At 50.7% G+C, this 22316-nt stretch carries 20 protein-coding genes; 9 read left to right on the top strand and 11 right to left on the bottom strand.

Going from position 1 to position 22316, the window contains the following annotated elements; translation table 11 throughout:
* Nucleotides 1-5: 5 nt before the first annotated feature.
* Nucleotides 6-431, top strand: coding sequence for a glutaredoxin-dependent arsenate reductase (gene arsC / locus A0G03_RS01980; RefSeq protein WP_048260014.1), 426 nt, complete (start codon nucleotides 6-8; stop codon nucleotides 429-431).
* A 35-nt stretch (nucleotides 432-466) separates the two neighbouring features.
* Here arsC and A0G03_RS01975 read toward each other — a convergent pair whose 3' ends face one another.
* From A0G03_RS01975 to A0G03_RS01950, 6 genes are all read right to left on the bottom strand, one after another.
* Complete coding sequence (locus tag A0G03_RS01975; RefSeq protein ID WP_048260015.1) at nucleotides 467-1291, bottom strand: amino acid ABC transporter ATP-binding protein; 825 nt, start codon at nucleotides 1289-1291, stop codon at nucleotides 467-469.
* Between the two features lie 23 nt (nucleotides 1292-1314).
* Nucleotides 1315-2259 (bottom strand): amino acid ABC transporter permease, encoded by a 945-nt coding sequence (locus tag A0G03_RS01970; RefSeq protein ID WP_048260016.1) that lies wholly within the window; start codon nucleotides 2257-2259, stop codon nucleotides 1315-1317.
* 78 nt (nucleotides 2260-2337) lie between these two features.
* A complete protein-coding gene (locus A0G03_RS01965; RefSeq protein ID WP_048260017.1) occupies nucleotides 2338-2892 on the bottom strand; it encodes a GNAT family N-acetyltransferase in 555 nt (184 codons plus the stop codon).
* 85 nt (nucleotides 2893-2977) lie between these two features.
* Nucleotides 2978-3961, bottom strand: a complete 984-nt coding sequence (locus A0G03_RS01960) for an ABC transporter substrate-binding protein (RefSeq protein WP_048260018.1) — start codon at nucleotides 3959-3961, stop codon at nucleotides 2978-2980.
* A gap of 78 nt (nucleotides 3962-4039) precedes the next feature.
* Nucleotides 4040-4975, bottom strand: a complete 936-nt coding sequence (locus A0G03_RS01955; protein WP_048260019.1) for a transporter substrate-binding domain-containing protein — start codon at nucleotides 4973-4975, stop codon at nucleotides 4040-4042.
* A 22-nt stretch (nucleotides 4976-4997) separates the two neighbouring features.
* Complete coding sequence (locus A0G03_RS01950) at nucleotides 4998-6326, bottom strand: LLM class flavin-dependent oxidoreductase (RefSeq protein ID WP_048260020.1); 1329 nt, start codon at nucleotides 6324-6326, stop codon at nucleotides 4998-5000.
* A gap of 301 nt (nucleotides 6327-6627) precedes the next feature.
* Here A0G03_RS01950 and A0G03_RS01945 point away from each other — a divergent pair, with 301 nt between their 5' ends.
* Entirely contained in the window at nucleotides 6628-7173 is a 546-nt protein-coding gene (locus A0G03_RS01945; RefSeq protein WP_048260021.1) for a flavin reductase, read from the top strand.
* A gap of 260 nt (nucleotides 7174-7433) precedes the next feature.
* Here A0G03_RS01945 and A0G03_RS01940 read toward each other — a convergent pair whose 3' ends face one another.
* Entirely contained in the window at nucleotides 7434-8630 is a 1197-nt protein-coding gene (locus A0G03_RS01940) for a M20 peptidase aminoacylase family protein (RefSeq protein ID WP_048260022.1), read from the bottom strand.
* A 283-nt stretch (nucleotides 8631-8913) separates the two neighbouring features.
* Here A0G03_RS01940 and A0G03_RS01935 point away from each other — a divergent pair, with 283 nt between their 5' ends.
* The 3 genes from A0G03_RS01935 (at nucleotide 8914) to A0G03_RS01920 (ending at nucleotide 13351) form a co-directional block, all read left to right on the top strand.
* On the top strand, nucleotides 8914-9894 hold the full coding sequence (locus A0G03_RS01935; protein ID WP_048260023.1) for an LLM class flavin-dependent oxidoreductase: 981 nt from the start codon (nucleotides 8914-8916) through the stop codon (nucleotides 9892-9894).
* A 110-nt stretch (nucleotides 9895-10004) separates the two neighbouring features.
* Nucleotides 10005-10511, top strand: coding sequence for a ClbS/DfsB family four-helix bundle protein (locus A0G03_RS01930; RefSeq protein ID WP_048260024.1), 507 nt, complete (start codon nucleotides 10005-10007; stop codon nucleotides 10509-10511).
* Between the two features lie 887 nt (nucleotides 10512-11398).
* On the top strand, nucleotides 11399-13351 hold the full coding sequence (locus A0G03_RS01920) for an autotransporter domain-containing protein (protein WP_048260026.1): 1953 nt from the start codon (nucleotides 11399-11401) through the stop codon (nucleotides 13349-13351).
* Between the two features lie 97 nt (nucleotides 13352-13448).
* On the opposite strand, the gene A0G03_RS01915 is transcribed toward A0G03_RS01920, so the two are convergent.
* On the bottom strand, nucleotides 13449-14462 hold the full coding sequence (locus A0G03_RS01915) for a LacI family DNA-binding transcriptional regulator (protein ID WP_048260027.1): 1014 nt from the start codon (nucleotides 14460-14462) through the stop codon (nucleotides 13449-13451).
* Nucleotides 14463-14947: 485 nt separating this feature from the next.
* Between A0G03_RS01915 and ascF the strand changes: the two genes are divergently transcribed.
* From ascF to A0G03_RS01890, 4 genes are all read left to right on the top strand, one after another.
* Nucleotides 14948-16408 carry a PTS cellobiose/arbutin/salicin transporter subunit IIBC gene (ascF, locus tag A0G03_RS01905; protein ID WP_048260028.1) on the top strand — a complete coding sequence of 487 codons (1461 nt, stop codon included), beginning with the start codon at nucleotides 14948-14950 and terminating at the stop codon, nucleotides 16406-16408.
* A gap of 32 nt (nucleotides 16409-16440) precedes the next feature.
* The gene (locus tag A0G03_RS01900; RefSeq protein ID WP_048260029.1) at nucleotides 16441-17871 is read left to right on the top strand and encodes a 6-phospho-beta-glucosidase; all 1431 of its coding nucleotides are present in this window, start codon (nucleotides 16441-16443) and stop codon (nucleotides 17869-17871) included.
* A gap of 225 nt (nucleotides 17872-18096) precedes the next feature.
* Nucleotides 18097-18894, top strand: coding sequence for a histidinol-phosphatase (hisN, locus tag A0G03_RS01895; RefSeq protein WP_048260030.1), 798 nt, complete (start codon nucleotides 18097-18099; stop codon nucleotides 18892-18894).
* 63 nt (nucleotides 18895-18957) lie between these two features.
* Complete coding sequence (locus tag A0G03_RS01890) at nucleotides 18958-19344, top strand: VOC family protein (protein WP_048260031.1); 387 nt, start codon at nucleotides 18958-18960, stop codon at nucleotides 19342-19344.
* A gap of 189 nt (nucleotides 19345-19533) precedes the next feature.
* Here the strand turns inward: A0G03_RS01890 and A0G03_RS01885 are convergent, their stop codons facing one another.
* From A0G03_RS01885 to A0G03_RS01875, 3 genes are all read right to left on the bottom strand, one after another.
* On the bottom strand, nucleotides 19534-20529 hold the full coding sequence (locus tag A0G03_RS01885; RefSeq protein ID WP_198528814.1) for a hypothetical protein: 996 nt from the start codon (nucleotides 20527-20529) through the stop codon (nucleotides 19534-19536).
* 154 nt (nucleotides 20530-20683) lie between these two features.
* On the bottom strand, nucleotides 20684-21295 hold the full coding sequence (locus A0G03_RS01880) for a hypothetical protein (RefSeq protein ID WP_048260032.1): 612 nt from the start codon (nucleotides 21293-21295) through the stop codon (nucleotides 20684-20686).
* 72 nt (nucleotides 21296-21367) lie between these two features.
* A complete protein-coding gene (locus A0G03_RS01875; RefSeq protein ID WP_048260569.1) occupies nucleotides 21368-22270 on the bottom strand; it encodes a LysR family transcriptional regulator in 903 nt (300 codons plus the stop codon).
* Nucleotides 22271-22316: the final 46 nt, after the last annotated feature.

Genomic DNA, 22316 nt, shown 5'->3' with positions numbered 1-22316 from the left:
TTGATATGAGCAAAATAACGATTTACCACAACCCTGACTGCGGTACCTCGCGTAATACGCTGGAGATGATCCGTAATAGCGGCGCAGAACCCACGATTATTTACTATCTTGATACGCCGCCTTCGCGTGATGAACTGGTGACGCTCATTGGTGACATGGGAATGACGGTTCGAGCCTTGCTGCGCAAAAACGTAGAACCTTACACACAACTGGGGCTTGCTGAGGAAAGCTTTACTGACGAACAGCTTATTGATTTCATGTTGCAATATCCGATCCTGATAAACCGTCCGATTGTCGTTACTCCGTTGGGAACCCGACTATGTCGTCCATCAGAGCAGGTGCTGGATATTCTCCCCGATCCGCAGCGAGGCGCATTCACCAAAGAAGATGGTGAAAAAGTCACTGATAAATCGGGTCAACGCGTGAAATAGAGCCAGAAGGGAGACATCTGGCTCAATGCGCTTCCTCACAGCACCTTATTCAAAAAGTTGATTGTCCGTGGATGACGGGGATGATTTAGCACCTGCCAGGAATCGCCGCTTTCGACAATTTTTCCATCGACCATAAACACCACTCGGTCAGCGACTTCGCGCGCAAAGCCGATTTCATGTGTGACGACGACCAGCGTCACGCCGGAGCGGGCGAGTGATTTGATCACATCCAGCACCTCGCCGACCAGCTCGGGATCGAGCGCGGATGTCGGTTCATCAAACAGCATGACTTTCGGTTTGAGCGCCAGCGCTCGAGCAATCGCGACGCGCTGTTGCTGCCCACCGGACAGATGGCGTGGATAAGACTGTGCTTTATGGCGTAGCCCGACGCTTTCCAGCAGGGTAAAGGCGACATCTTCGGCTTCCTGACGGGAATACAATTTATGTGCCAACGGGGCTTCAATGATATTTTCCAATACGGAAAGGTGGGGGAACAGATTGAAATTCTGGAACACATAGCCGACGTTAATGCGCTGGCGTAACACGTCCTTTTCTTTCAATTCATAGAGCGTATTCCCTTTGCGGCGATAGCCGATGTAGTCGCCATCGATGCGGATAAAACCGTCGTCCACGCGTTCAAGATGATTAATGGTGCGCAACAGAGTGGATTTTCCCGAACCAGATGGACCCAAGATCACCGTGACGGAGCCGGGCGCTAGCGTAAGATTGATATCATCCAGCGCTTTATGCTGACCAAAATGTTTCGCCACATTGCGGATCTCAATCAGCCCGCGAGCGTTTTCTGCCTGTGGTTGCGCGGTGGCTCGGGCGTGAGCAAAATAATCGATAGCTTCAGACATAGTGAATCTCCAGAATCGGGGGGTTAACGTGCGCGCTTGCGCGTCAGGGCGCGAACAAGTCTCTGGCGCGGCGTTAGCGGCATTTCACGCACCGCACCGCGGGACACATAGCGTTCCACGTAGTATTGGACGATGGATAGCACCGTGGTAATCAGCAGATACCAGATGGTGGCGACCATCAGCAATGGAATAACCTGCTGCGTACGGTTGTAGATGACCTGAACGGTGTAAAACAGCTCCGGCAGCGCCAGCACATAGACAATCGAGGTACCTTTAGCGAGGCTGATGATCTCGTTAAAACCGGTGGGCAGAATCGAACGCAGCGCCTGCGGCAGAATGATGCGCACCGTACGACGACCTCCGGGCAGGCCGAGCGCAGCGGAGGCTTCAAACTGACCCGCATCCACGCCAAGAATACCGCCGCGAATAATTTCCGCCGTATACGCAGACTGCACCAGCGTCAGGCCAAGTACGGCGACGGAAAATTGATCCAGTAGATCAATCGTCGGATAGCGCAGGAAGACGATAGACGTGAACGGAATCCCCAGCGCCAGTTCGTCATAGAGATACGAGAAATTGTAGAGAATGATCAGTACCAGAATTAGCGGCAGCGATCGAAACAGCCAGATATACAGCCACGACAATGTGGATAGCAGATAAGACGGTGAAAGCCGTGCCAGCGCCAGCGCGGTGCCGAAGAAAATGCTGAATAATGTACCCAGCGCGGTCAACAGCAGCGTTTGCCCCAGCCCCGCAAGGATGACCGGATTAAAAAACCACTCGGCAAAGACTGACCATTCCCAGCGCGGGTTCAGCGCGATTGACTGAATAATCCCGGCAAAAATAAACAGAGAAAACAGTGCACCGGCAAAACGAAAAGGATAACGCGCCGGAACAATGTTCAACGGTGGTTCCTGTGCCTGACTCAGTGGTGGTTGCTGAGACGACGTTTGTAGAGATTGCGTCATGATCGATACCATTTGAATGTGATGCTGAAAAATGTCGTTTTGTGGCTAGTGCATAGGGTGATTACCGGTGCGTAAGGGTCAACACACTTTCAAATGGCGGGTGATAAGCTCGACTTCCGTTTGTCGCGCAACCCGTGGTGCTACCGTTTCGAACAGCGCTTTTTTAAACGGTAAACGCCCGTCGTAAGGTGGAAGGCTATAGGTCACGGGATCGACGGTGGTATCGAACTGAGGCGTATAACCGTGGCTCAGGTATAAGCGCACCGCTTCAGGCTGACGGAAGCCGGTGGTCAGGAAAAAATGCTCATAGCCTAATCGGCGCGCGTGTTGTTCCAGCTCTTGCATCACTTTTCCCGCGAGTCCCTGACGGCGCAGTGAGTTATCCGTCCATACCCGCTTAATCTCGGCGGTGGTGCTGTCGTAGCGTTTAAACGCCCCCGTGGCGATGGGGATACCTCGACGCAGCAGAGCAATAAAAATGCCGTGTGGCTGCTGGTAGATTCCCTGCGAATCGCTTTCCCGCTCACCGAAAAAATCCCCATAACGCTGCTCATACTCTGCGAACAGGCCGTCGATAATGGGTGCCACGATAGGATCTTCGGGCTGGGTAACAATGAAGATATCGTCGGACATTCAATGCTCCTGATTCATTAGGGTATACGGGCTATCGGTAGCCATTGCGTTTCGCTTATGGCATCGCGATAGCCATAAGGCGGGATTAATCGCCCAGTCCCGGCGGATTGATTTCTGAACGCTCGATACGCTCAATGCTTTCTCCCCAGCGGTTCAGCACCTTGTCGTATTCGCCGCTTTTAATCACACCGTTCAACGCAGTATTAATCGGCTGTACCAATCCGCTGCCTTTGCGCGTGGTGACCGCGATATGTGCAACGTTGGGGTAACCGCCATTTACCGTGCCGACGTGCTTAACCTTTCCAGTCAGCTCTGCTTTGTAGGCGCCGATCACGTTTGGACCGAAATAGGCATCAGAACGACCGGATTGCAGGCTCAGGTTGGCCGCAGCATCGTCCGTGACATAAATGGGCTGAAAGGCGGGTAGGCCGTTAGCGCGATTCTGTTTATCCCATGCCAGCAGCACGGCTTCCTGATTGGTGCCTGAACCGACAATAATCTTCAATCCAGCAATGTCTTTCGCTTCCTTGATGGACTGAATTTTACTGGTGGATTTCACATAGAAGCCGAGTGAATCGATGCGATAAGTGGCGAAATCGAACTTCTCTTTACGCTCTTTGGTGACGGTAATATTGATAATGGCGGCGTCATATTTACCGGAGGCCACGCCGAGCGGCCAGTCTTCCCACGAAGTGGGAACGATGTTCAGCTCCAGACCAAGGCTGTCTGCCACCAGTCGGGCGATATCCGGTTCACTGCCGACTACGGTTTTGTTGTCGTCAGCGAGAAAGGCCAGCGGCGGTGACGAACCCAACGTAGCAATCGCGACGGTGAGTTTCCCCGGCGTGACAAATTTAAAATCAGTCGGAATCTGTGCGATAGCGTCCGCATTCTTCGGCGCATGGATCGGCTGCTGATTGGCTTTCAGGTCGATAGCCGCCTGTGCGCCAGTCGTTACGGACAGCGTGCCGAGCAGCAGCGATCCCGTCAGTAGCCTTGTCAGAAGCGAGGGAAGCACGCGAGGTGTCGCGGCCAAATGTGCGATGGTGTAGGCGATCTGTTTTTGCATTTATCTTTCCCTTGCAGGTTATTATGGTGACATTGTCACTTTTAAGAGCGTGTCACTTTTAATGACATGTCTCTTTTATTAATCGCCAATACCCGGCGGATTCACCACGGACTGTGTGATCTTTTCATCGTCTTCACCCCAGCGATCCAGCACTTGCGCATAGCTGCCGTTATGGATCGCGCCATTGATGGCGGTGCTGATTGGCTGCGCCAAACCGTTACCTTTTTGCGTGGTGACCGCGACATAAGCGACCGTCGGGCCTTTGCCCACCATGCGCGTTTTGCCTGTTAACGCCGCTTTATAAGCGCCGATGGAGTGCGGACCGAAAAACGCATCGACACGCCCGGACTGAATGCTCAAATTGGCGGCGGCATCGTCGGTAACGTAGACTGGCTGTACGGGGGCGAGGCCGTTAGCGCGGTTTTGCCGATCCCAGCCCAGAAGAATGTTTTCCTGATTGGTGCCGGAGCCGACAATCACTTTCAGACCGGCCACGTCTTCCGGTTTGTTGATTGCGGTAATCTTACTGGTCGATTTCACGTAGAAACCCAGCGTATCAATGCGGTATGTGGCGAAATCGAACTTCTCTTTGCGCAGCTTCGTTACGGCGATATTAAAAATAGCGGCATCGTATTTCCCCGCCGTAATGCCCAGCGGCCAATCTTCCCAAGAGGCAGGAACCAGCTTTAGCTCCAGTCCGAGACTGTCGGCCACCAGCCGCGCGATGTCAGCATCGCTGCCGACAATCGTTTTGTTATCGTCAGCCAACAACGACAGCGGTGGTGAGCTGAGCGCCGAGACGGCAATCGTCAGCTTACCCGGCGTCACGAATTTGAAATTAGCCGGGATTTGCGCGATAGCCTCGGCGTTTTTCTCAGTACGAATGGGAACCTGATTGGCCTTGAGATCGATACGGCTGACGAATTCCGTGTCTTGCGCCTGTGCACTTATCGCCAGCGTGGCGCTCAGTAGCGTCGCCAGACCGGTTACAGTGATAAAAGGGGTCTGTTTCACGGTAAATCTCCTGCGGTGCAAACTAGCGCGTGAATTGATTCACCGGATAATCCAGCGCCAGATTTTCCCGCAGCGTGTAGCCGGCATACTCCTGACGGAATAGGCCGCGCTGTTGCAGCAAAGGGACGACCCGATCGACAAAGTGATTGAGTGTATCTGGCGTGCCCCCCTGAATGATGAAGCCGTCTGCCGCGCCATTTTCAAACCAGAGCTGTAAGCCATCCGCCACTTGCTCGGGCGTGCCGCTGAATACTGGACGGGGTGACGCCGCTTCCAGCGCGACCTGTCGCAGCGTTAAGCCTTTTTCCTGTGCGTTGCGTTTGATTTCATCGGTGGTGCTGCGGAAGCTGTTTTTCCCCAGTTCGCCGATATCAGGGAAGGGCTCATCCAGCGGGTGTTGTGAGAAGTCATAGTGCTCGAAATAGCGCCCCAGATAATTGAGCGCGTCCTTAATCGTGACCAACTGCGCCGTTTCCTGATACTGGCGCTCGACGTCTTCTGCATCATTGCCGACAATCACGCTGACGCCCTGGAAGACGTGCAGTTGATCGGCGTGGCGACCGTTTTCTTCTAGCTTCTGCTTCACTTCGCGGTAATAACGCTGCGAGTCTTCCAGCGTGTGTTGATGAGTAAAGATGGCATCGGCGTGTTTAGCGGCAAGTTTTTGCCCGTCCTCAGACGCGCCAGCCTGAAACACAATCGGGCGACCCTGCGCAGAGCGGCCAATATTCAGCGGGCCCTGTACCGAGAAGAATTCCCCTTGATGATTCAGCGTGTGCAACTTCTCAGAATCGAAGAATTGCCCGCTGGCTTTGTCGCGAATAAAGGCATCATCTTCCCAGGAATCCCACAGACCTTTCGCCACCTGAAGGAATTCATCGGCGATGCGGTAGCGCAGCGCGTGTTCCGGGTGCTGTGCGCGGGAAAAGTTTTTTGCCGATCCTTCTAATGGCGATGTCACCACGTTCCAGCCTGCACGACCGTTGCTGAGATGGTCGAGGCTAGCGAACTGCCGGGCGGTGGTAAACGGTTCGGAATACGACGTCGAGAGTGTGCCGACCAGACCAATATGACTGGTGACGGTAGCCAGCGCGGATAGCAGCGTTAACGGCTCGAAACGGTTGAGAAAGTGGGGGATGGATTTTTCATTGATATACAAGCCGTCAGCGACGAAAACAAAGTCGAATTTTCCCTGTTCGGCTTTTTTTACCGCATCTAAAACAAAACCAAAATTAATACTGGCATCGGGGACGACGTTTTTATGTCGCCATGCGGACATATTCCCCGCCGCGCCTTGTAATATTAAACCTAATCTTAATTGCCGTTTTGATGATGTTTGTTTTTTACTCATTATGAGAAACCTTTTATTAATCGAACATACTTTCATGAAGGTGAAAAATTCATTAATAAGCTGGCTATCAATAAACCAACAACAAGCTATCAACAGAGAAAACCATTAATAGATATTCACGCATTCAATGAAAGGTTAATAGGACGTTAAGAGCGTGTTTTCACTATTGATGAGGCGAGGAGTGATGTAAAACAACAAAAATGTATAATGAAATTCAAAAAATTCAGATGATGGCGCGGCTTATTTTGTTAGTATGATGTTAATGGCTATGCCTCTCGCCGTATCTAAAGGATAAAATTTCATGTCTGATTTGACAGTTGAACGACGCGTAACTGTGAATGACGCCGTTCCCTCTGCTACGGTTACCGCCGTTGACCAGCAGGCGTTTCGCGATGCAATGGCAAAGCTGAGCGCGGCGGTTAATATCGTTACTACCGATGGCCCAGCAGGTAAGGCTGGGTTTACGGCGTCTGCGGTGTCCAGCGTCAGTGATACGCCCGGCACGCTGCTGGTGTGTCTGAATCGCGGTTCATCTGTGTATCCCACGTTTCAGGTGAATGAACATCTATGCGTTAATACGCTAGCGGCACACCACGAAGCGCTGTCGTCGCTGTTTGGAAGCCGGTCGTCTACGGAAGAACGGTTTGCGGCGGCGGAGTGGGACGTGTTACACACGGGATCACCCGTATTGCAGGATGCCTTGGTTGCATTTGACTGCCGGGTTGAGGAAGTGGTGAGCGCGGCGACGCACGATATCTTTATTTGCCGAGTGTTAGCGATTAAGCAGGGCGAAAGTACCGATGGCCTGGTGTATTTTTCCCGTGGTTATCATGCGGTTCGTGGTTAATGAAATACATTGACTATACGTTAAACTATATACGCGCGTTGAGCGGTGGTAATGGATAGATCGTAAAGACGCTGCAAGTACCTCCCTGTAAGCTCGAGCCGCGCCATCCCTGGCGCGGACGCTTTACTCTTCTATTCCATTACCCCCGTTTTCGTTCTGAAAATAGGTTTTTCACCAGCTTGCCAACGCGAGTGATTTAGGGAATAGTCCCCTCCGCCCAATCGATCGAGCGGAGGTGATTGTATTTGTAGATCAACGTATTAAGATGAAGAAAACACTGCCTGTGGTGGGGTAACTTTCGTGGTGCGCAAGCGATGCAGTGCGGCTTCCGCTAGCTGTGCAAAGTAGCGTGATGCGGGTGCAATGGCGCTTTCATCTGGATTGAACTGAGGATGATGCAAGCCAAATTCACTGTTTGAGCCAATACTGACGAACGTGCCCGGCACTTCCTGAAGGTAAAGGGCAAAGTCCTCGCCGCTCATTTGCAGTTCGGCGTTTTCCACCTGATAACCTGCGTCTCGGGCAATTTGTTTGCTGAAATCGGCCCATTCGCTGGTGTTCACGACCGCAGGCGGGCCGGGATACCATTTCAGTTCCGCTTTTGCGCCCAGCGCAAGGGCGATCCCGCTAATCAGTTGTTCAATTCGTCCCGGTATTTCTGCACGAATCGCGGCATTGTAAGTACGAACCGTACCTTCCAATTCTACCGTTTGCGGTAGTACGTTCCAGGTGTTACCACCCTGAATACGCGTGACGCTGATGACCAGCGATTCCAGCGAGCTGAAGCTGCGGCTAGGCAGTGTTTGCAGTGCATTGACGATATTACAGGCAGTCACGATGCTGTCGATACCCTGTTCCGGCTTGGCTGCGTGCGCGCCTTTACCAGTAATGTGAATAGCGAAGCGATCCACATTGGCATAAAACGGGCCGCTACGTGTGGCGAAGGTGCCCGCGGGGAGTTCGGGCGCATTGTGCAGGCCAAAAACGGCGGCAACATCGGCGAGCGCACCTGCACGGATAAGCTGTTTGGCACCGGTAGACACCTCTTCTGCCGGTTGAAAAAATAGCCTGATTTTACCTGGTAAGGCATGTTCGCGTTTTTTCAGCAGACAGGCAGCGCCGAGCATCACGGCGGTGTGGAAATCGTGGCCACAGGCGTGCATGACGCCAGCGTGCTGAGAGCGAAAGTCGACATCGACCAGCTCTTCAATCGGTAACGCATCAATGTCGGCACGTAGCGCAATCGTCGGTCCACTGCCGTGACCAATTTCGGCAACGACACCGGTGGTTAACGCAAGGGGCAGCAGGCGGATGTCTTTCTCTTGTAGCCAGCGGGTAATGTGCGCGGTGGTTTGGTGTTCCTGATTGGACAATTCCGGGTACTGATGCAAGTGCCGTCGCCAGTTAATTAACTGTTGCTCAAATGACGTATCACAACAGGGGATAGATTCAGCCATATCAATACACCTCCTTAACAAAATTTAAACATGATAAAGGTAGCCGATAGCAACTCAATGGATAAATACCATCTGGTTATATTTCATGTCTTTTTATGATGGTGTTTTTTGTATTCATTTATTATGAATATTCCTGCTAACAAAACTCATTATTGATATTTATTTTTTATACCTTTATGCAACATTCTTCTTATTCTGTTTTTTGCTATTTCTGTTTTTTGGTTATGACTATTTATTGCTATGAATAGCGCTAACAGATAGCCGATAAAAATAAGGAAACATCGTGGGATATAAGCTCAGTTTATTAGATCAAAGCCCTATCGCCGAAGGAATGAGCGCGGCACAGGCGTTGGCACAAACCGTGTCGCTAGCGAAAGTGGCTGAAGCGCTTGGCTATTACCGCTTTTGGGTTTCCGAACATCATAATTCCGATGAGCTGGCGGGGTCGTCTCCCGAGGTTTTAATCACCTGGCTGTTAGCGCATACGACAACTTTGCGTATCGGATCCGGCGGCGTGATGTTACAGCATTATAGCCCGTATAAAGTTGCGGAGAATTTCCATGTCATCAGCGCGTTGGCAGGCGGTCGTGTTGATTTAGGTATCGGTAAAGCGCCGGGCGGGTTGCCGCTGGCGACACGGGCGTTACAGCAGGAAATCGGTGAGGCGCAGCGGGTCGCCTTCACGGAGAAATTACATCAGCTCAATCGTTTTCTGGATAGCAATGACGGTACGGCAGATAGCCTGAATGCGACACCGCTGCCGGAACATGAGCCACAGCGCTTTCTGCTGGGAGCCAGTCAGGAGAGTGCGAGATTAGCGGCATCGCTGGGCTGGAATTTCGTGTTCGCTGGGTTCATTAACGCCAGCGAAACGCTGCTGACGGAATCACTCTTGAGCTATCGGGAATTGAAACCAGCCAGTGCACAAACGCTGCTGTCGCTGTCGGTGATTGCCGCCGAACGTCATGAGGATGCGGAAGCGCTGGCCAGCACGCAGCATAACTATAAGGTTTATATTGAAAACAAGCCGCCGCTAACGGTAGGCAGTCAGGAACAGGCCGAGAATTTCGTTAGACAGGCAGGCGTGACGGATTTCCGTATCGAACAGGAGCCACGGCATGTGCTTTACGGCACGCCGGAAGATATTCATCAGCGCTTGGAGAGCTATCATCAGCGCTTTGGCGTAGATGAGTTCATTATCCATACGCCCGTGACGTCACCCGGTGAACGTGAGGCGTCGATTCGGCTGTTAGCGCAACGCTGATCAACGGCTAGAAGCGTGAACAATGATGAGAAACGTGAGCGATGACAACGCTGTGCCGCTATGTGAGCAGTAACCTGATTCTGTCTATAGCAGAAAAATGAGGTTATTTGATGGCGGTTCCGGAGAGCAAGGAAGCCTTGATTAAGGCGATCAACAGTCAGTTTGCGCTATTAATGAAGCAGATCGATGCTGTGCCTACAGAGCGAGCATTCTTGCCAGAAATGGCAGGGCATGCGCAGGGAACGCTGATGAGCCCGGCAAATCTGGTGGCGTATTTGCTAGGCTGGGGCAATGTGGTGCTGAAATGGCATGAGCACGAAGAGCAGGGCAAAACCATTGATTTTCCAGAGGCCGGTTATAAATGGAATCAGCTCGGCCTGTTGGCACAAAAATTCTACCAGGACTATGCCCCTATTACCGATTGGGCTGAACTGGTCGCACTGCTTGCCGCGAATAAACGGTCGCTCATCGCACTGGTTGAACGCTATACCGATGAACAACTCTATGGCGAATGCTGGTACGGCAAGTGGACGCGTGGTCGGATGATTCAATTTAATACCGCCTCGCCTTATAAAAATGCGGCCGGACGCCTGCGCGCGTGGGATAAAAACAAATAACGGCTTGATAGTAAATCAGAATGATTTTGGGTCTTATCTTCCCTTTACTAAGGGCTGCATGAGCGGCGGTTTTTCAGACAAAACCTTACATACTCCCCCTGTTTGACTGTTCTATACTCAGTAATAAGCAAGATAAGTTTTCTTGGCAGATGAGATGAATAGGGGGAAAGAAAATGATTGGTCTCAACCTAGTTTCTCCAGTGTCCTATTACGCCGCGCCTGACAAGCCTGATCATGTCCAAGGCATTTCCCGCTCGTCGCAACTGTCTGGTTACCCTAATCAGGACGCCGCTACCCGGACGCAGACAGCGTACGAAAATAGCGGTTCAGTCTTTAAGCCGCCTATAGCTGATGGGGTGAACCGCCCAACGGCCACTAACCAGCTTAACGTTTACGTTTAAATTTTCTATAAAAATGGGCAATCACGTGCTGTAAACGATCGTTTTCGGTGCGTGTTTTGCCCTTTTTGTCTTTGTTGCATCCTCATAAAAGCCTCTTCATCGCATTTTCATCAAACCTGTCGCGTTTCCATCACCTTTTTTCTTCCCTGCTAATCATTCACTCGTCTTCTGATGAAATTAGGTTAATTCATGATTAACCCTATGATTAATCAGAATTACACAATTCCAATGACTTCCTTTCGATTTGCTGCTTTTTGACATATTTAATCATATTTTCTTCTATCCCATGGTCTTGGAATGAATATTGCTGCTATTTTTCTTTCTTTAACAAAGACATGACCTAGATAAGGTTCCTCTGGTGCTGTTGTTAATCATCTCAGGTAAGTGATTCGGGTGACAAATTTGCCTGGAGCAGATTTGAACGCAGCCAACGAACATGCAGCTTGAAGTATTACGGGTATATAACGAGAAAAGGGAGTGGGGTGTATGTTGAAGCAAGTAGCTGTTGCGGTAGGGATGGCGTGTTTATGTGTACCGGCCTGGGCTTATGATTACGGTGACTATGCGCGTGAGACAGTGGATACGCTCATTAATGATTATCCGGGGCGCTATCGCGATACGGCAAATTTTGCTGGTGCGGCGGACTGGATGACGCAGCGTATGGCGCCCGGCTATAGCACGGTCAGGCAGGATTTTTCCTGGACGGCAGGCGGTACGACGCGTTCATCACAAAACGTGCTGGCCTCTAATGTCGGGTTGAGCAGTGAATACATCATTACCGGGGCGCATTTTGATACCTTCTTTGGGCGGCCAACGCTGCAAGGGCTGGATGACAACGCATCGGGTGCCGCCATTCTGACGGAAGTGGCGCGTAATTTCAGCGGTATCCAGACGGAAAAAACGCTGGTCTTTGCTGCCTTCGGTGCAGAAGAAGAGGGGCTACGCGGTTCGCGTGCGATGGTTAACGATCTGATTGCGCAAGGAAACACGGGCGATCTTAAGGCCATGATTAACATGGACAGTATGATCACTGGTGACAAACTCTATGCTCACGCTGGCGATAACAGCGTAGCAAATCCCGCTCAGGCAAGCCTGCGTGAACAGACGCTGCGTATTGCAAATGAACTGGGTATCGAACTGTTTACCAATCCGGGGTTGAATGCGAGTTATCCGGCGGGAACCGGCTGTTGCAGCGACGGCGATAGCTTCAATGCGGCGTTTGATATTCCCGTGCTTTATATGGAGGCCACTAACTGGGATATCGGCGATCAAGATGGCTATGAGCAAACCACGAATCCCGCAGTGCCGGGGGGCGCGACATGGCATGACCCCACCGTTGATAACGAAGCTTTTCTGACCAGCGTGTTCGGGCAGGAGCGTATCGATCAGCGCCTGCGTGACGTTTCACGACTGGTGACGCGACTGCTGCTGGAAATATCCAATACCGATTTGCTGCATTCGGCGTATTCCGCTGCCGCGACGCAGCAGGCGATGGAAGAGAGTCTGAAGCGTCAGCGTCAGTCATTGAGTGATTTACATAACCAGCGCTGGTTGCTGCTGCAAAATACCGCTCGTAGCGTGGGCACGCTGGATACGGCGATTGGGGTTGAGGGCGATGTTATTCCGTCAAATGGTTTTGATCGCGCACCACAGCAGCGTTCTCGGCAGGCGATGGCTTATGCACTGGTGGATTATCAATTAAGTGACGGTGTCACGATTGGTGGCAGCCTGAGTCTGTTGCGCAGCAAGGATAAGCTGGAGCGCAATGGACATATTGAAAGCGATACCTGGCAAGCAGGTGTCTACGGTTTGCTGAATCAGGGCGGGCCCGCCTGGCTGGGTAGCGAAGTGACGGTGGGTCGTGCGGCGATTGAGTCACGCCGCTCGGTTTACCTGCAATCTGCGGGCGGTCCGGTTTTGTTGGACAACACGCTGGATGGTAATACCGAAGCGCAGTTTATCGGTGCCCGCGTAAGCGGCGGTTATGACTTCCCGATAAGCGGCCTGCGCACTGGCCCGGTTGTTGGGCTGGATTACGCGCGTTATCGGATCAATGCGTTTGATGACAAGGGCAATTTGCGGACTGGCGTGCGGTATGAAAAACAGGATGTCGATTCACTGGAGGCCAGTTTGGGCTGGCGCGTGCGCGGCAAGGTGGAATTCAGCAACACGATGTCACTACAACCTTACGCGACGGTGGCGTGGGTGCGTGAATTGGCCGATGGGCTCGATTCCAGCTTTACCGTGAAAGATCATGTCGATGGCGCAAACCGCCGCGTTGCGGTGGGAGAACAGGATAAGAATTTCGGCAAGGCGACGATCGGCGTGCAGTGGCTTGCGGCAGAGAATCTGAATCTGTACTCCGAAATCGGCAGTCGTTTTGGTCATCGAGATGGCGATCAAACGCGCTACAGCGTGGGCGTACAGTGGCAATTCTGAGTCTGTTGATACCGGGTATTTTTGATCACTATTGGTGCTGACATAAAGTGTTAAAACGGGGTCTGAGACGACCCCGAATTGAGATCAGGCGAGTTGGTTACCCATACGGCCCGTTCTGAATGGAATCCCTGACCCGCAGTTCAGACAAAAACAGGTTCTCTTTCGAGAAATAACCGCCATCCAGCATAGCGATCAGGCGGTTAATCACTTCGTTGATCATATCGCTCACCGGATCTTTTACGCTGGAGAGTGACGGTTTCAAAAACGGCGCGGTAGGAATATCGTCGAACCCGACCACAGAGACGTCGTTCGGTACGGCAACGCCAGCTTCATCCAACGCTTTTATTGCACCAATCGCCATATCGTCATTACTGGCAAGCACGGCGCTGAACGATACCTGGCTATCGCGCAGGGTAGTAATGGCGAGCGATCCACAGCGCGGCGTCCATTTTCCTCTCACAATCAGTTCATCCCTCACCGCGATGTTAGCTGCCGTCAGGGCATCTTTATAGCCAGAAAGGCGTTCGATAGCGGTCGGTGAATCCAGTGAACCCGTGATAAACGCGATGTCTTTATGACCGCGTGCGATCAGATGCTGTGTGGCGTTATAGCTGGAACCTTTGTGATCGCAGCAGATGCAGTGGCTTTGGTGTTTACGTAGTTTACGGTTGACCACCATGATCGGCTGCTTGTGCTTATCGATGATGTCATCCATCTCATCCACGTTGAGAAAACGAGGGTAGATGATAATCGCATCGCAGCGTAAACCGAGCAGGAATTGAATCGCATCGCGTTCTTCATCGGCGCTGTGTTTACCGTCGACCAGAATTAACTGACGCCCATTGTCTTCGAGTTTTTTGGCGGCCTGTGACAGCAGTTCGTTAAAATAGCTGCCGTGATAGAGCGTATTCGTCACCACCAAACCAATACAGGCTGATTTGCTGGTCGCCAGATTACGCGCCAGTAAATTTGGCTGATATCCCGTCTCTTCAATGGCCTGATAGACCAGCGCTTTGGTTTCTTCACTGGTATAGCCTTTACCTGAAAGCACGCGCGACACCGTCGCTTTTGATACGCCTGCTTTCTTCGCCACTTCCTGCATTGTTGACATGGGACATCCTGAGACGTTGAGTACTTCCACCATTTTACACACTTTATATCCGTCATACTTCAAGTTGCATGTGCGTTGGCTACGCTTACTCACCCGAATCACTTACTTGAGTAAGTTCATCGGGATGCCTTCGCTTGCCGCCTGCCTGAAACTCGAATTATTTAGGATATGGACTGGTAGCAGGGTGATGAGTGCAGAACCGAAGCGATCGAGGGGAATAGCACGCTATTCATGACGATCACGATCACATAAGAAAAATATTCATAACAAAATTATTGAAATTACATTCATATATAAACACTATCATGTGGAACCGGTTACCCATCGGCGTTTCATCACGTTGCATGGAGCAGGGATACCGGCATGAATACTTTCATAACTGTATGAAATTGAATAATAAATGTGCGTATGCCAAACAATGAACTCGCGGTGAGCGGTTTGTTGAAACGGGTGTAACGTGCGCGATTACGAGAGATTGTCTATCCATGTCAAAGAATTATGCGGCTGTATCCCGTTCGATCGTCGATGCCATCGGTGGTGCTGATAACATCGCTGCCGTGACGCATTGTATGACCCGCCTGCGTTTTGTGCTTAAAGACAATGATGCTGCGAATGTTGCCGAATTGAAGGCGATCGGCGGCGTGCTGGGTGTGGTGAAAAACGATAACCAGTGCCAGGTCATCATCGGTAATACCGTTTCTCAGGCTTACGCCGAGGTGGTGAAGCTGTTACCGGAAGGTGCGACTGCTGAAAAAGCGGTGCCGGTGAACAATAAAATTACGCTGCGACGCATCGGTGCAGGGATTCTGGATGCGCTGATTGGTACGATGTCACCGCTTATTCCGGCGATTATTGGCGGCTCGATGGTGAAGCTGCTCGCCATGATTCTGGATATGACCGGGCTGTTTGAGAAGGGTGCATCGACGATCACGATTCTGAACGTGATTGGTGACGGCGCGTTCTTCTTCCTGCCGATCATGGTGGCGGCGTCTGCGGCGGTAAAATTCAAAACCAATATGTCGCTGGCGATTGCTATCGCCGGGGTATTGGTCCATCCGACGTTCATCGATCTGATGGCAAAAGCAGCACAGGGTCAACAGGTGGTGTTTATGGGGCTGTCGGTCACGGCGGTGAAATATACCTACACCGTGATTCCGGCGCTGTGCATGACCTGGATTCTGTCTTACATTGAAAAATGGGTAGACCGTATTACGCCAGCCGTCACCAAAAACTTCCTCAAACCGATGTTAATCGTGCTGATTGCGTCCCCGATTGCCATCATGCTTATCGGCCCGATTGGGATTTGGATCGGTAGCGGTATTTCTGCAGTGGTGTACACCGTGCATGACTATCTGGGCTGGTTGTCCGTTGCCATCATGGGTGCTATCTGGCCGTTGCTGGTGATGACCGGCATGCACCGTGTGTTTACGCCGACCATTATTCAAACCATTGCCGAAACCGGCAAAGAAGGCATGGTTATGCCGTCTGAAATTGGTGCGAACCTGTCACTGGGCGGCTCATCACTGGCCGTCGCCTGGCGCACCAAAAACCCGGAACTGCGCCAGACGGCGCTGGCGGCTGCGGCATCGGCCATTGTTGCTGGGATCTCTGAGCCTGCATTATACGGCGTCGCTTTGCGCCTGAAACGTCCGCTGATCGCCTGTTTAATCACCGGGTTTATTTGTGGTGCCGTCGCTGGTATCGGTGGGTTGGCAAGCCATTCCATGGCATCGCCGGGGCTATTCACCAGCGTACAGTTCTTCGATCCTGCCAATCCGATGAGCATTGCCTGGGTATTCGGCGTCATGATTCTGTCCGTCGTGATTTCCTTCTTTGTGACCTTGCTGCTGGGCTTTGAAGACATCCCAGTAGAAGAAAAACCAGAAGAAAAGCGCGTACAGAGCGACGAGGTTTCCGCGCCGCAGCACGCAGCGAACACGAATTAAATGAAGCACTAAATACGAAGGAGAAAGAGCGTATGTCTGCATCAACATTTCCCAATGGGTTCTTATGGGGGGGCGCGATTGCGGCCAATCAGGCAGAAGGCGCGTACCTTGAAGGCGGTAAAGGGTTGACGACGGTGGACATGATTCCCCACGGCGTGAATCGTCTGCCGGTGAAACTGGGGCAAGAGCCGCGTTTTGCGCTGCGTGAGGATGAGTTTTATCCCAGCCATCAGGCGATCGATTTCTACCATCGCTATAAGGAAGATATCGCGCTGATGGCGGAAATGGGGTTTACGGTGTTCCGTACCTCCATCGCCTGGAGTCGCCTCTATCCAAACGGGGATGAGCTGACGCCCAACGCGGATGGCATCGCGTTTTATCGTGATGTGTTCGCCGAGTGCAAGAAGTACAACATGGAACCGTTGGTGACGCTGTGCCATTTCGATGTGCCGATGCATTTGGTCACCGAATACGGTTCATGGCGTAACCGGAAAATGGTGGAGTTCTTCACGCGTTATGCTCGAACCTGTTTTGAAGCCTTTGACGGGTTGGTGAAATACTGGCTGACGTTCAACGAAATCAATATTTTACTGCATAGCCCGTTTTCCGGCGCGGGACTGGTATTTGCCGAAGGGGAAAATCAGGAGCAGGTAAAATATCAGGCCGCACACCATGAACTGGTGGCAAGCGCGCTGGCGACGAAGATTGCGCATGAGGTTAACCCGGAAAATCAGGTCGGCTGTATGCTGGCTGGCGGTAATTTCTATCCGTGGTCGTGTAAACCGGAAGATGTCTGGGCGGCGCTGAATAAAGATCGTGAAAACCTGTTCTTTATCGATGTGCAGGCGCGTGGCACTTATCCGGCGTATACCGGACGATTGTTTAAAGAGAAGGGCATCACGATTGCTTCTGAGCCGGGCGATGACGAAATTCTCAAGAACACGGTAGATTTTGTGTCCTTCAGCTATTACGCCTCCCGCTGTGCGTCGGCAGATATGAACGAGCACAACAGCAGCGCCGCGAACATCGTGAAATCGTTGAAGAACCCGCATATCAAGGCGAGTGAATGGGGCTGGGGGATTGATCCGCTGGGCCTGCGCATCACGATGAACATGATGTATGACCGCTATCAGAAACCGCTGTTTTTGGTGGAGAATGGGCTGGGGGCGAAGGACGAGATTAACGAGCAGGGCGACATCGATGATGACTACCGCATCAGCTATCTGCGTGAGCACATCAGCGCGATGGCGGATGCCATCGGCGACGGTATCCCGGTTATCGGCTACACCTCGTGGGGTTGTATCGATCTAGTTGCCGCATCTACCGGCGAGATGAGCAAACGCTATGGCTTCATCTATGTTGACCGCGACGACCGAGGCGAAGGGACATTAGCCAGAAAGAAAAAGAAATCGTTCTACTGGTATAAAAAGGTGATCGCCAGCAACGGCGCTGACCTGAGCTGAATAATTCAGTTTAGCTATTCTTGTTATAGCCCCCTGACGGTAGCGTTTGGGGGCTATTTTTTTATCCGGAGGTGAAAGTGAGGTTGTCGGTGCTTGTTTTTTCACTCATAATCGAGCGTATTATTATGCTCATTTGTGTGTAATTTAACTGAATCGAGCATTGCTATCTATCAGCCTAATTCTCAGTGATACGATCGCGCAAACGCGATAGGAGGGTAAAACACCATGAGTCAGCCGCTTCCCGATATTGCTTTTTTTCATGAGCTTGCCACGTTAGCCAGTCAAGAAACGTTGCCGCGTTTTCGTTCCCTTAAAGCCAACCAAATTGAAACGAAGCCAAAAGAGGGTTTTCGCTTTGATCCAGTTACGGAAGCCGATCGGGAAGCCGAACGTGTGATACGTGAACACATCACGCGCCATTATCCCGAGCACGCGATTATGGGAGAGGAATTTGGTCTGAGCGGTGAAGGGCCAGTGCGCTGGGTTTTGGATCCGGTTGATGGAACCCGGCCTTTCTTGTGTGGGCTACCCGTGTGGGGAACACTCATCGGTTTGTTGCATCATGAACGTGCGGTGATGGGAATGATGAGCCAGCCGTTTACCGGAGAGTGTTTCTGGGCCGATGGTTCACAGGCCTGGCGTAGCGATCGGCAGGGAGAAACACGCTTAAGTACGCGTAAAGGCGTGTCACTCGAACAGGCGATTCTTCACACCACCGCGCCGGAAGCGCTGAGCATGCATCCGACCGTTCGCTTCGCAGAGCTCACCGAAAGCACACTGATGACGCGTTACGGCGGTGAGTGCTACGCGCTGGCGATGCTGGCGGCAGGCCAGATAGATATCTGCGTGGAATTTGCATTGCAGCCCTACGATATTGTCGCGTTGATTCCGATTATTGAGCAGGCGGGCGGCATCATCACCGATCTCAACGGGCAGCGAGCAGAAGCGGGTGGCACCGTGGTCGCGACTGGTAATCCAGACCTGCATCCGCAGGTTTTAGCGATTCTGAACGGATCGCGGTAATCACCGTTGGTTTGTATAACAGACCATGACGATGTGAAAGACAACAGTTAAGAAGGAATCATGATGAAAGTGGCACACGTTGCATTATGGACGGCCGATCTGGCTGCACAGGCGGCATTTTGGCAAGAGTTCTTCGCTGCTCAGGTGGGGGAAAAATATGTGAGTCGGAATCGCCCTGGGTTTGAATCGCATTTCGTTCAACTTAGCGAAGGGGCATCCATTGAGCTGATGACGCTGCCAGTGCTGTCGGAAGCCTTAACCAATAAAGAGGGTTGCGGCTGGGCACATGTGGCGATTTCGGTTGGCAGCAAGGCGGATGTTGAAGCGTTAGCCAGCAAAGCAGCGGAACGCGGTATTCTGGTTGCCCCACCTCGTATGACAGGGGACGGTTTTTATGAAGCGATCGTCAGCGATCCTGATGGTAACCTGATCGAGATAACATCAGACTAAGAGTTTATTACTCAATAGTTTCGTCGAATAATTCGTTGCGTCCCCGCTAAGATACAGAACAGTCGGCTATCGTAGTCGTTAACGTATTTTTTTTGACGTGCATATTTACTTTTCTATATTGAAGATGCATCTAAAACATGCGAGGATTCTGAGAATCAAAGATCACACATTGTGAAATGAGGTTATTCTTCATTGATCAGTCATAATTTCGATATTTTTTAGAGCCTGTTCAAAGCGCTCTTCCCAGCCATCAGGTAACTCAATGGTAATATCTAATGAGAAGGTTCCTGAGATCGGCTTTTGGGTGACCATATCTGATAAAAATGCTGGAAGTTTCTCGGCTTGTTCTATAATATTTCCTGCAATTCCAAGGAATAATTTATGTATTTCTGAGTATAATCCGCTAACGCGTGAAAAGTAAATTATCTCCTCCCATTCTAGTGCGCTCTTGCATACTTCTGCATATAATTTGCATATTGATACTATTTCTGTGTCTTTACCAGCTTCGCCGAGTTCACCCCAGGCTTTCTTGAATCCAAAATTAATTAACTTTGTAAACGCTTCCGTAATTAATGTTATTTCTTGAAACCGATCTAACATCCATTCGAAGAATTCATTATCAGTAATTCGAATAATTGGTTTAATATAAAGGCCTTGTTTTAATGCATTCCATCGTTGTAATGAGTAATTCATTTCAAAACGTAAGACCTCAGCTGTGAGTTGATACTCCCAATAGTCTTCTTTTTCTAATATTAAACGTTCCGCCAGATAACTCAGTTTACCAAACTCACTGAGATGCCGTTCTTCATATCTCTTCTTTATTTCAAATGCTACTTGACCGACTTGCTTTGCTATATAATTTTCATGTTCGCGCTGCCATTCAAAAAGTAAACCAGCTGGATATTTAGTAGGATCATCATCTACGAGTTTATGACAGTTTCCGCATAGCCATATTGCATTAGATATAGCACTTCTCTCCATTGAGGTCATTGATGATTCATAACGTGCAGAACCCTGATGTGCACCATAAATATGCGCAGCTTCGCCAAGGTTTACTGAGTCGTTTGGATCAGACGATGGCCCACTGGTTATTGCTCGACAGGATGGATTGGAACAACGATTTGCTGCTCGTTTAGCTAAAACTGTGACAATCGGTTGTTTAAATCTATTATTCAGTGACATCATTTTAATGGCCTTTTTTCTATATGGTAATTATGTGAGTTTTTATTTTTACTTTTTGGTGACTTTTCTGACGAAAAGTCACATGTAAATAAGTAGGTAATTTAATATTCCTATTTCTTATAACACCTCGTTTTTACTCCGAAGCTACGTTAAATACTCAATCTTCCCAATGGAACAGCGCATCGAATTGTGTGAAACCGCGATCTGTGAGTACTGTCGGTACGCGAGTTCCGGTGGGTAGTGGCGATATCAACTGTTCCTTATAAGCGCGAATAAGCCCACACTTTTCCAGTTCTGACTGAATCTGCTGGCTCAATGCAATAACGGCGTGTGTCTCCAGCCTATCGATCATTTCCAGTTCTGGAAGCGCCTGAGTACCACCGCGAGCGTGCCAGTTTTTCTCGCTCTCCATAAAAACGAAATAAGGCGATAGGCGGCTCAGCAAGACAGTTAACCCGGTGTGTTCTTCACCACAGCGAAGCGGGCGTTTGACGTCAAAATCCGGTGTATTCCTATAAAACCAGGCGTCGACAAAAGAGGCATAGCCAGAACCGTAATGATTCCATTCTATTCTCGATTGGGTATGAGTCAGACGCATGACCTGTGCACAAACGCCTTTAAAATGCTTGTCGATCGTCTGTTCATTATTGCTTACCCAAGGATATTCATCCGAAATGCACGACGCCACGGGTTGTAAAAGAAGACACGTGATGTCGTGCTGCGAAAGCAGCGGTAAGACGACGTCATCGTTCCCTGAATCTTGTTTCATTTTTAGCTCCTTGAATTAATCGCTTAGCTTTCATCGCTAACCGCATGCGCTTCCGTTGGTAAGTTACGGTTCCTACTCTACCATTCTGTCATTGAATAGCTCGCTTACCCAGTCAGAGAAGGCACGAACGGCGGGAGAAAGAAAACGTTGGTGTGGGTAGAGCAGCGAAATCTGCACGGCAGGCGGGCGCCAATCGGCAAGCACTTCTATCAAACGTCCCGCCCTGAGATGTTCTGAAATTAATGTCCCCGCTAACTGCGCTAATCCATAGCCTTCTATACACATTTTTATATAGAGCTCTGTCTCATTGACCGCAATCGTGCCCGTCATCGGCATAGCCACATTTTCATTATTCTTTGCAAAACGCATGTCGCTAGCGTGTCGGGCGCTGTTAGAAAAATAGTGTATGGCTCGATGGCGAGATAAATCTTCTAATGATAGAGGCACACCATATTCGGCTAAATATGAAGGCGAGGCGCATGTCAGCCAACTGAGCCGTCCCAGAGGACGGGCGACGAGAGTCGAATCACTGAGTTTACCTGTTCTGATGACACAATCCACGCCCTCCTGAATCACGTCAACCTGACGATCATTCACGCCGATCATCAGATAGATATCGGGGTATCGCCTGTAAAAATCCACCAAATTCGGCAAAATCAGGGAATGCGCTATGCCACTCGGCATATCGACCCAAAGGCGGCCCTGTGGGTGCTGTTTGAAGTTATGCAGGCTGCTCTCGGTGTGTTCTATCAGATCAAGAATTTCCCGGCATTGTGTGACGTACCGTTCGCCTTCTGGGGTCAGACTGACTCTTCTGGTGGTCCGGTTCAACAGACGTACTTGTAGGTGCATTTCCAGATTTTTTATCGTGCTGGTAACGGTGGAGGCGGGTAAAGAGAGCGTATCCGCTGCACGCACAAAACTCTTGGTCTCGACAATGCGCAGAAATACCTGCATAGCCTGCAAACGATCCATTCTCATCCCGCAATAGCTTTCTTATTACGTCAACTATATCCCAGAA

Source organism: Pectobacterium peruviense (assembly GCF_002847345.1).
Taxonomy (GTDB): domain Bacteria; phylum Pseudomonadota; class Gammaproteobacteria; order Enterobacterales; family Enterobacteriaceae; genus Pectobacterium; species Pectobacterium peruviense.
This window is presented reverse-complemented; position numbering and strand designations above follow the sequence as displayed.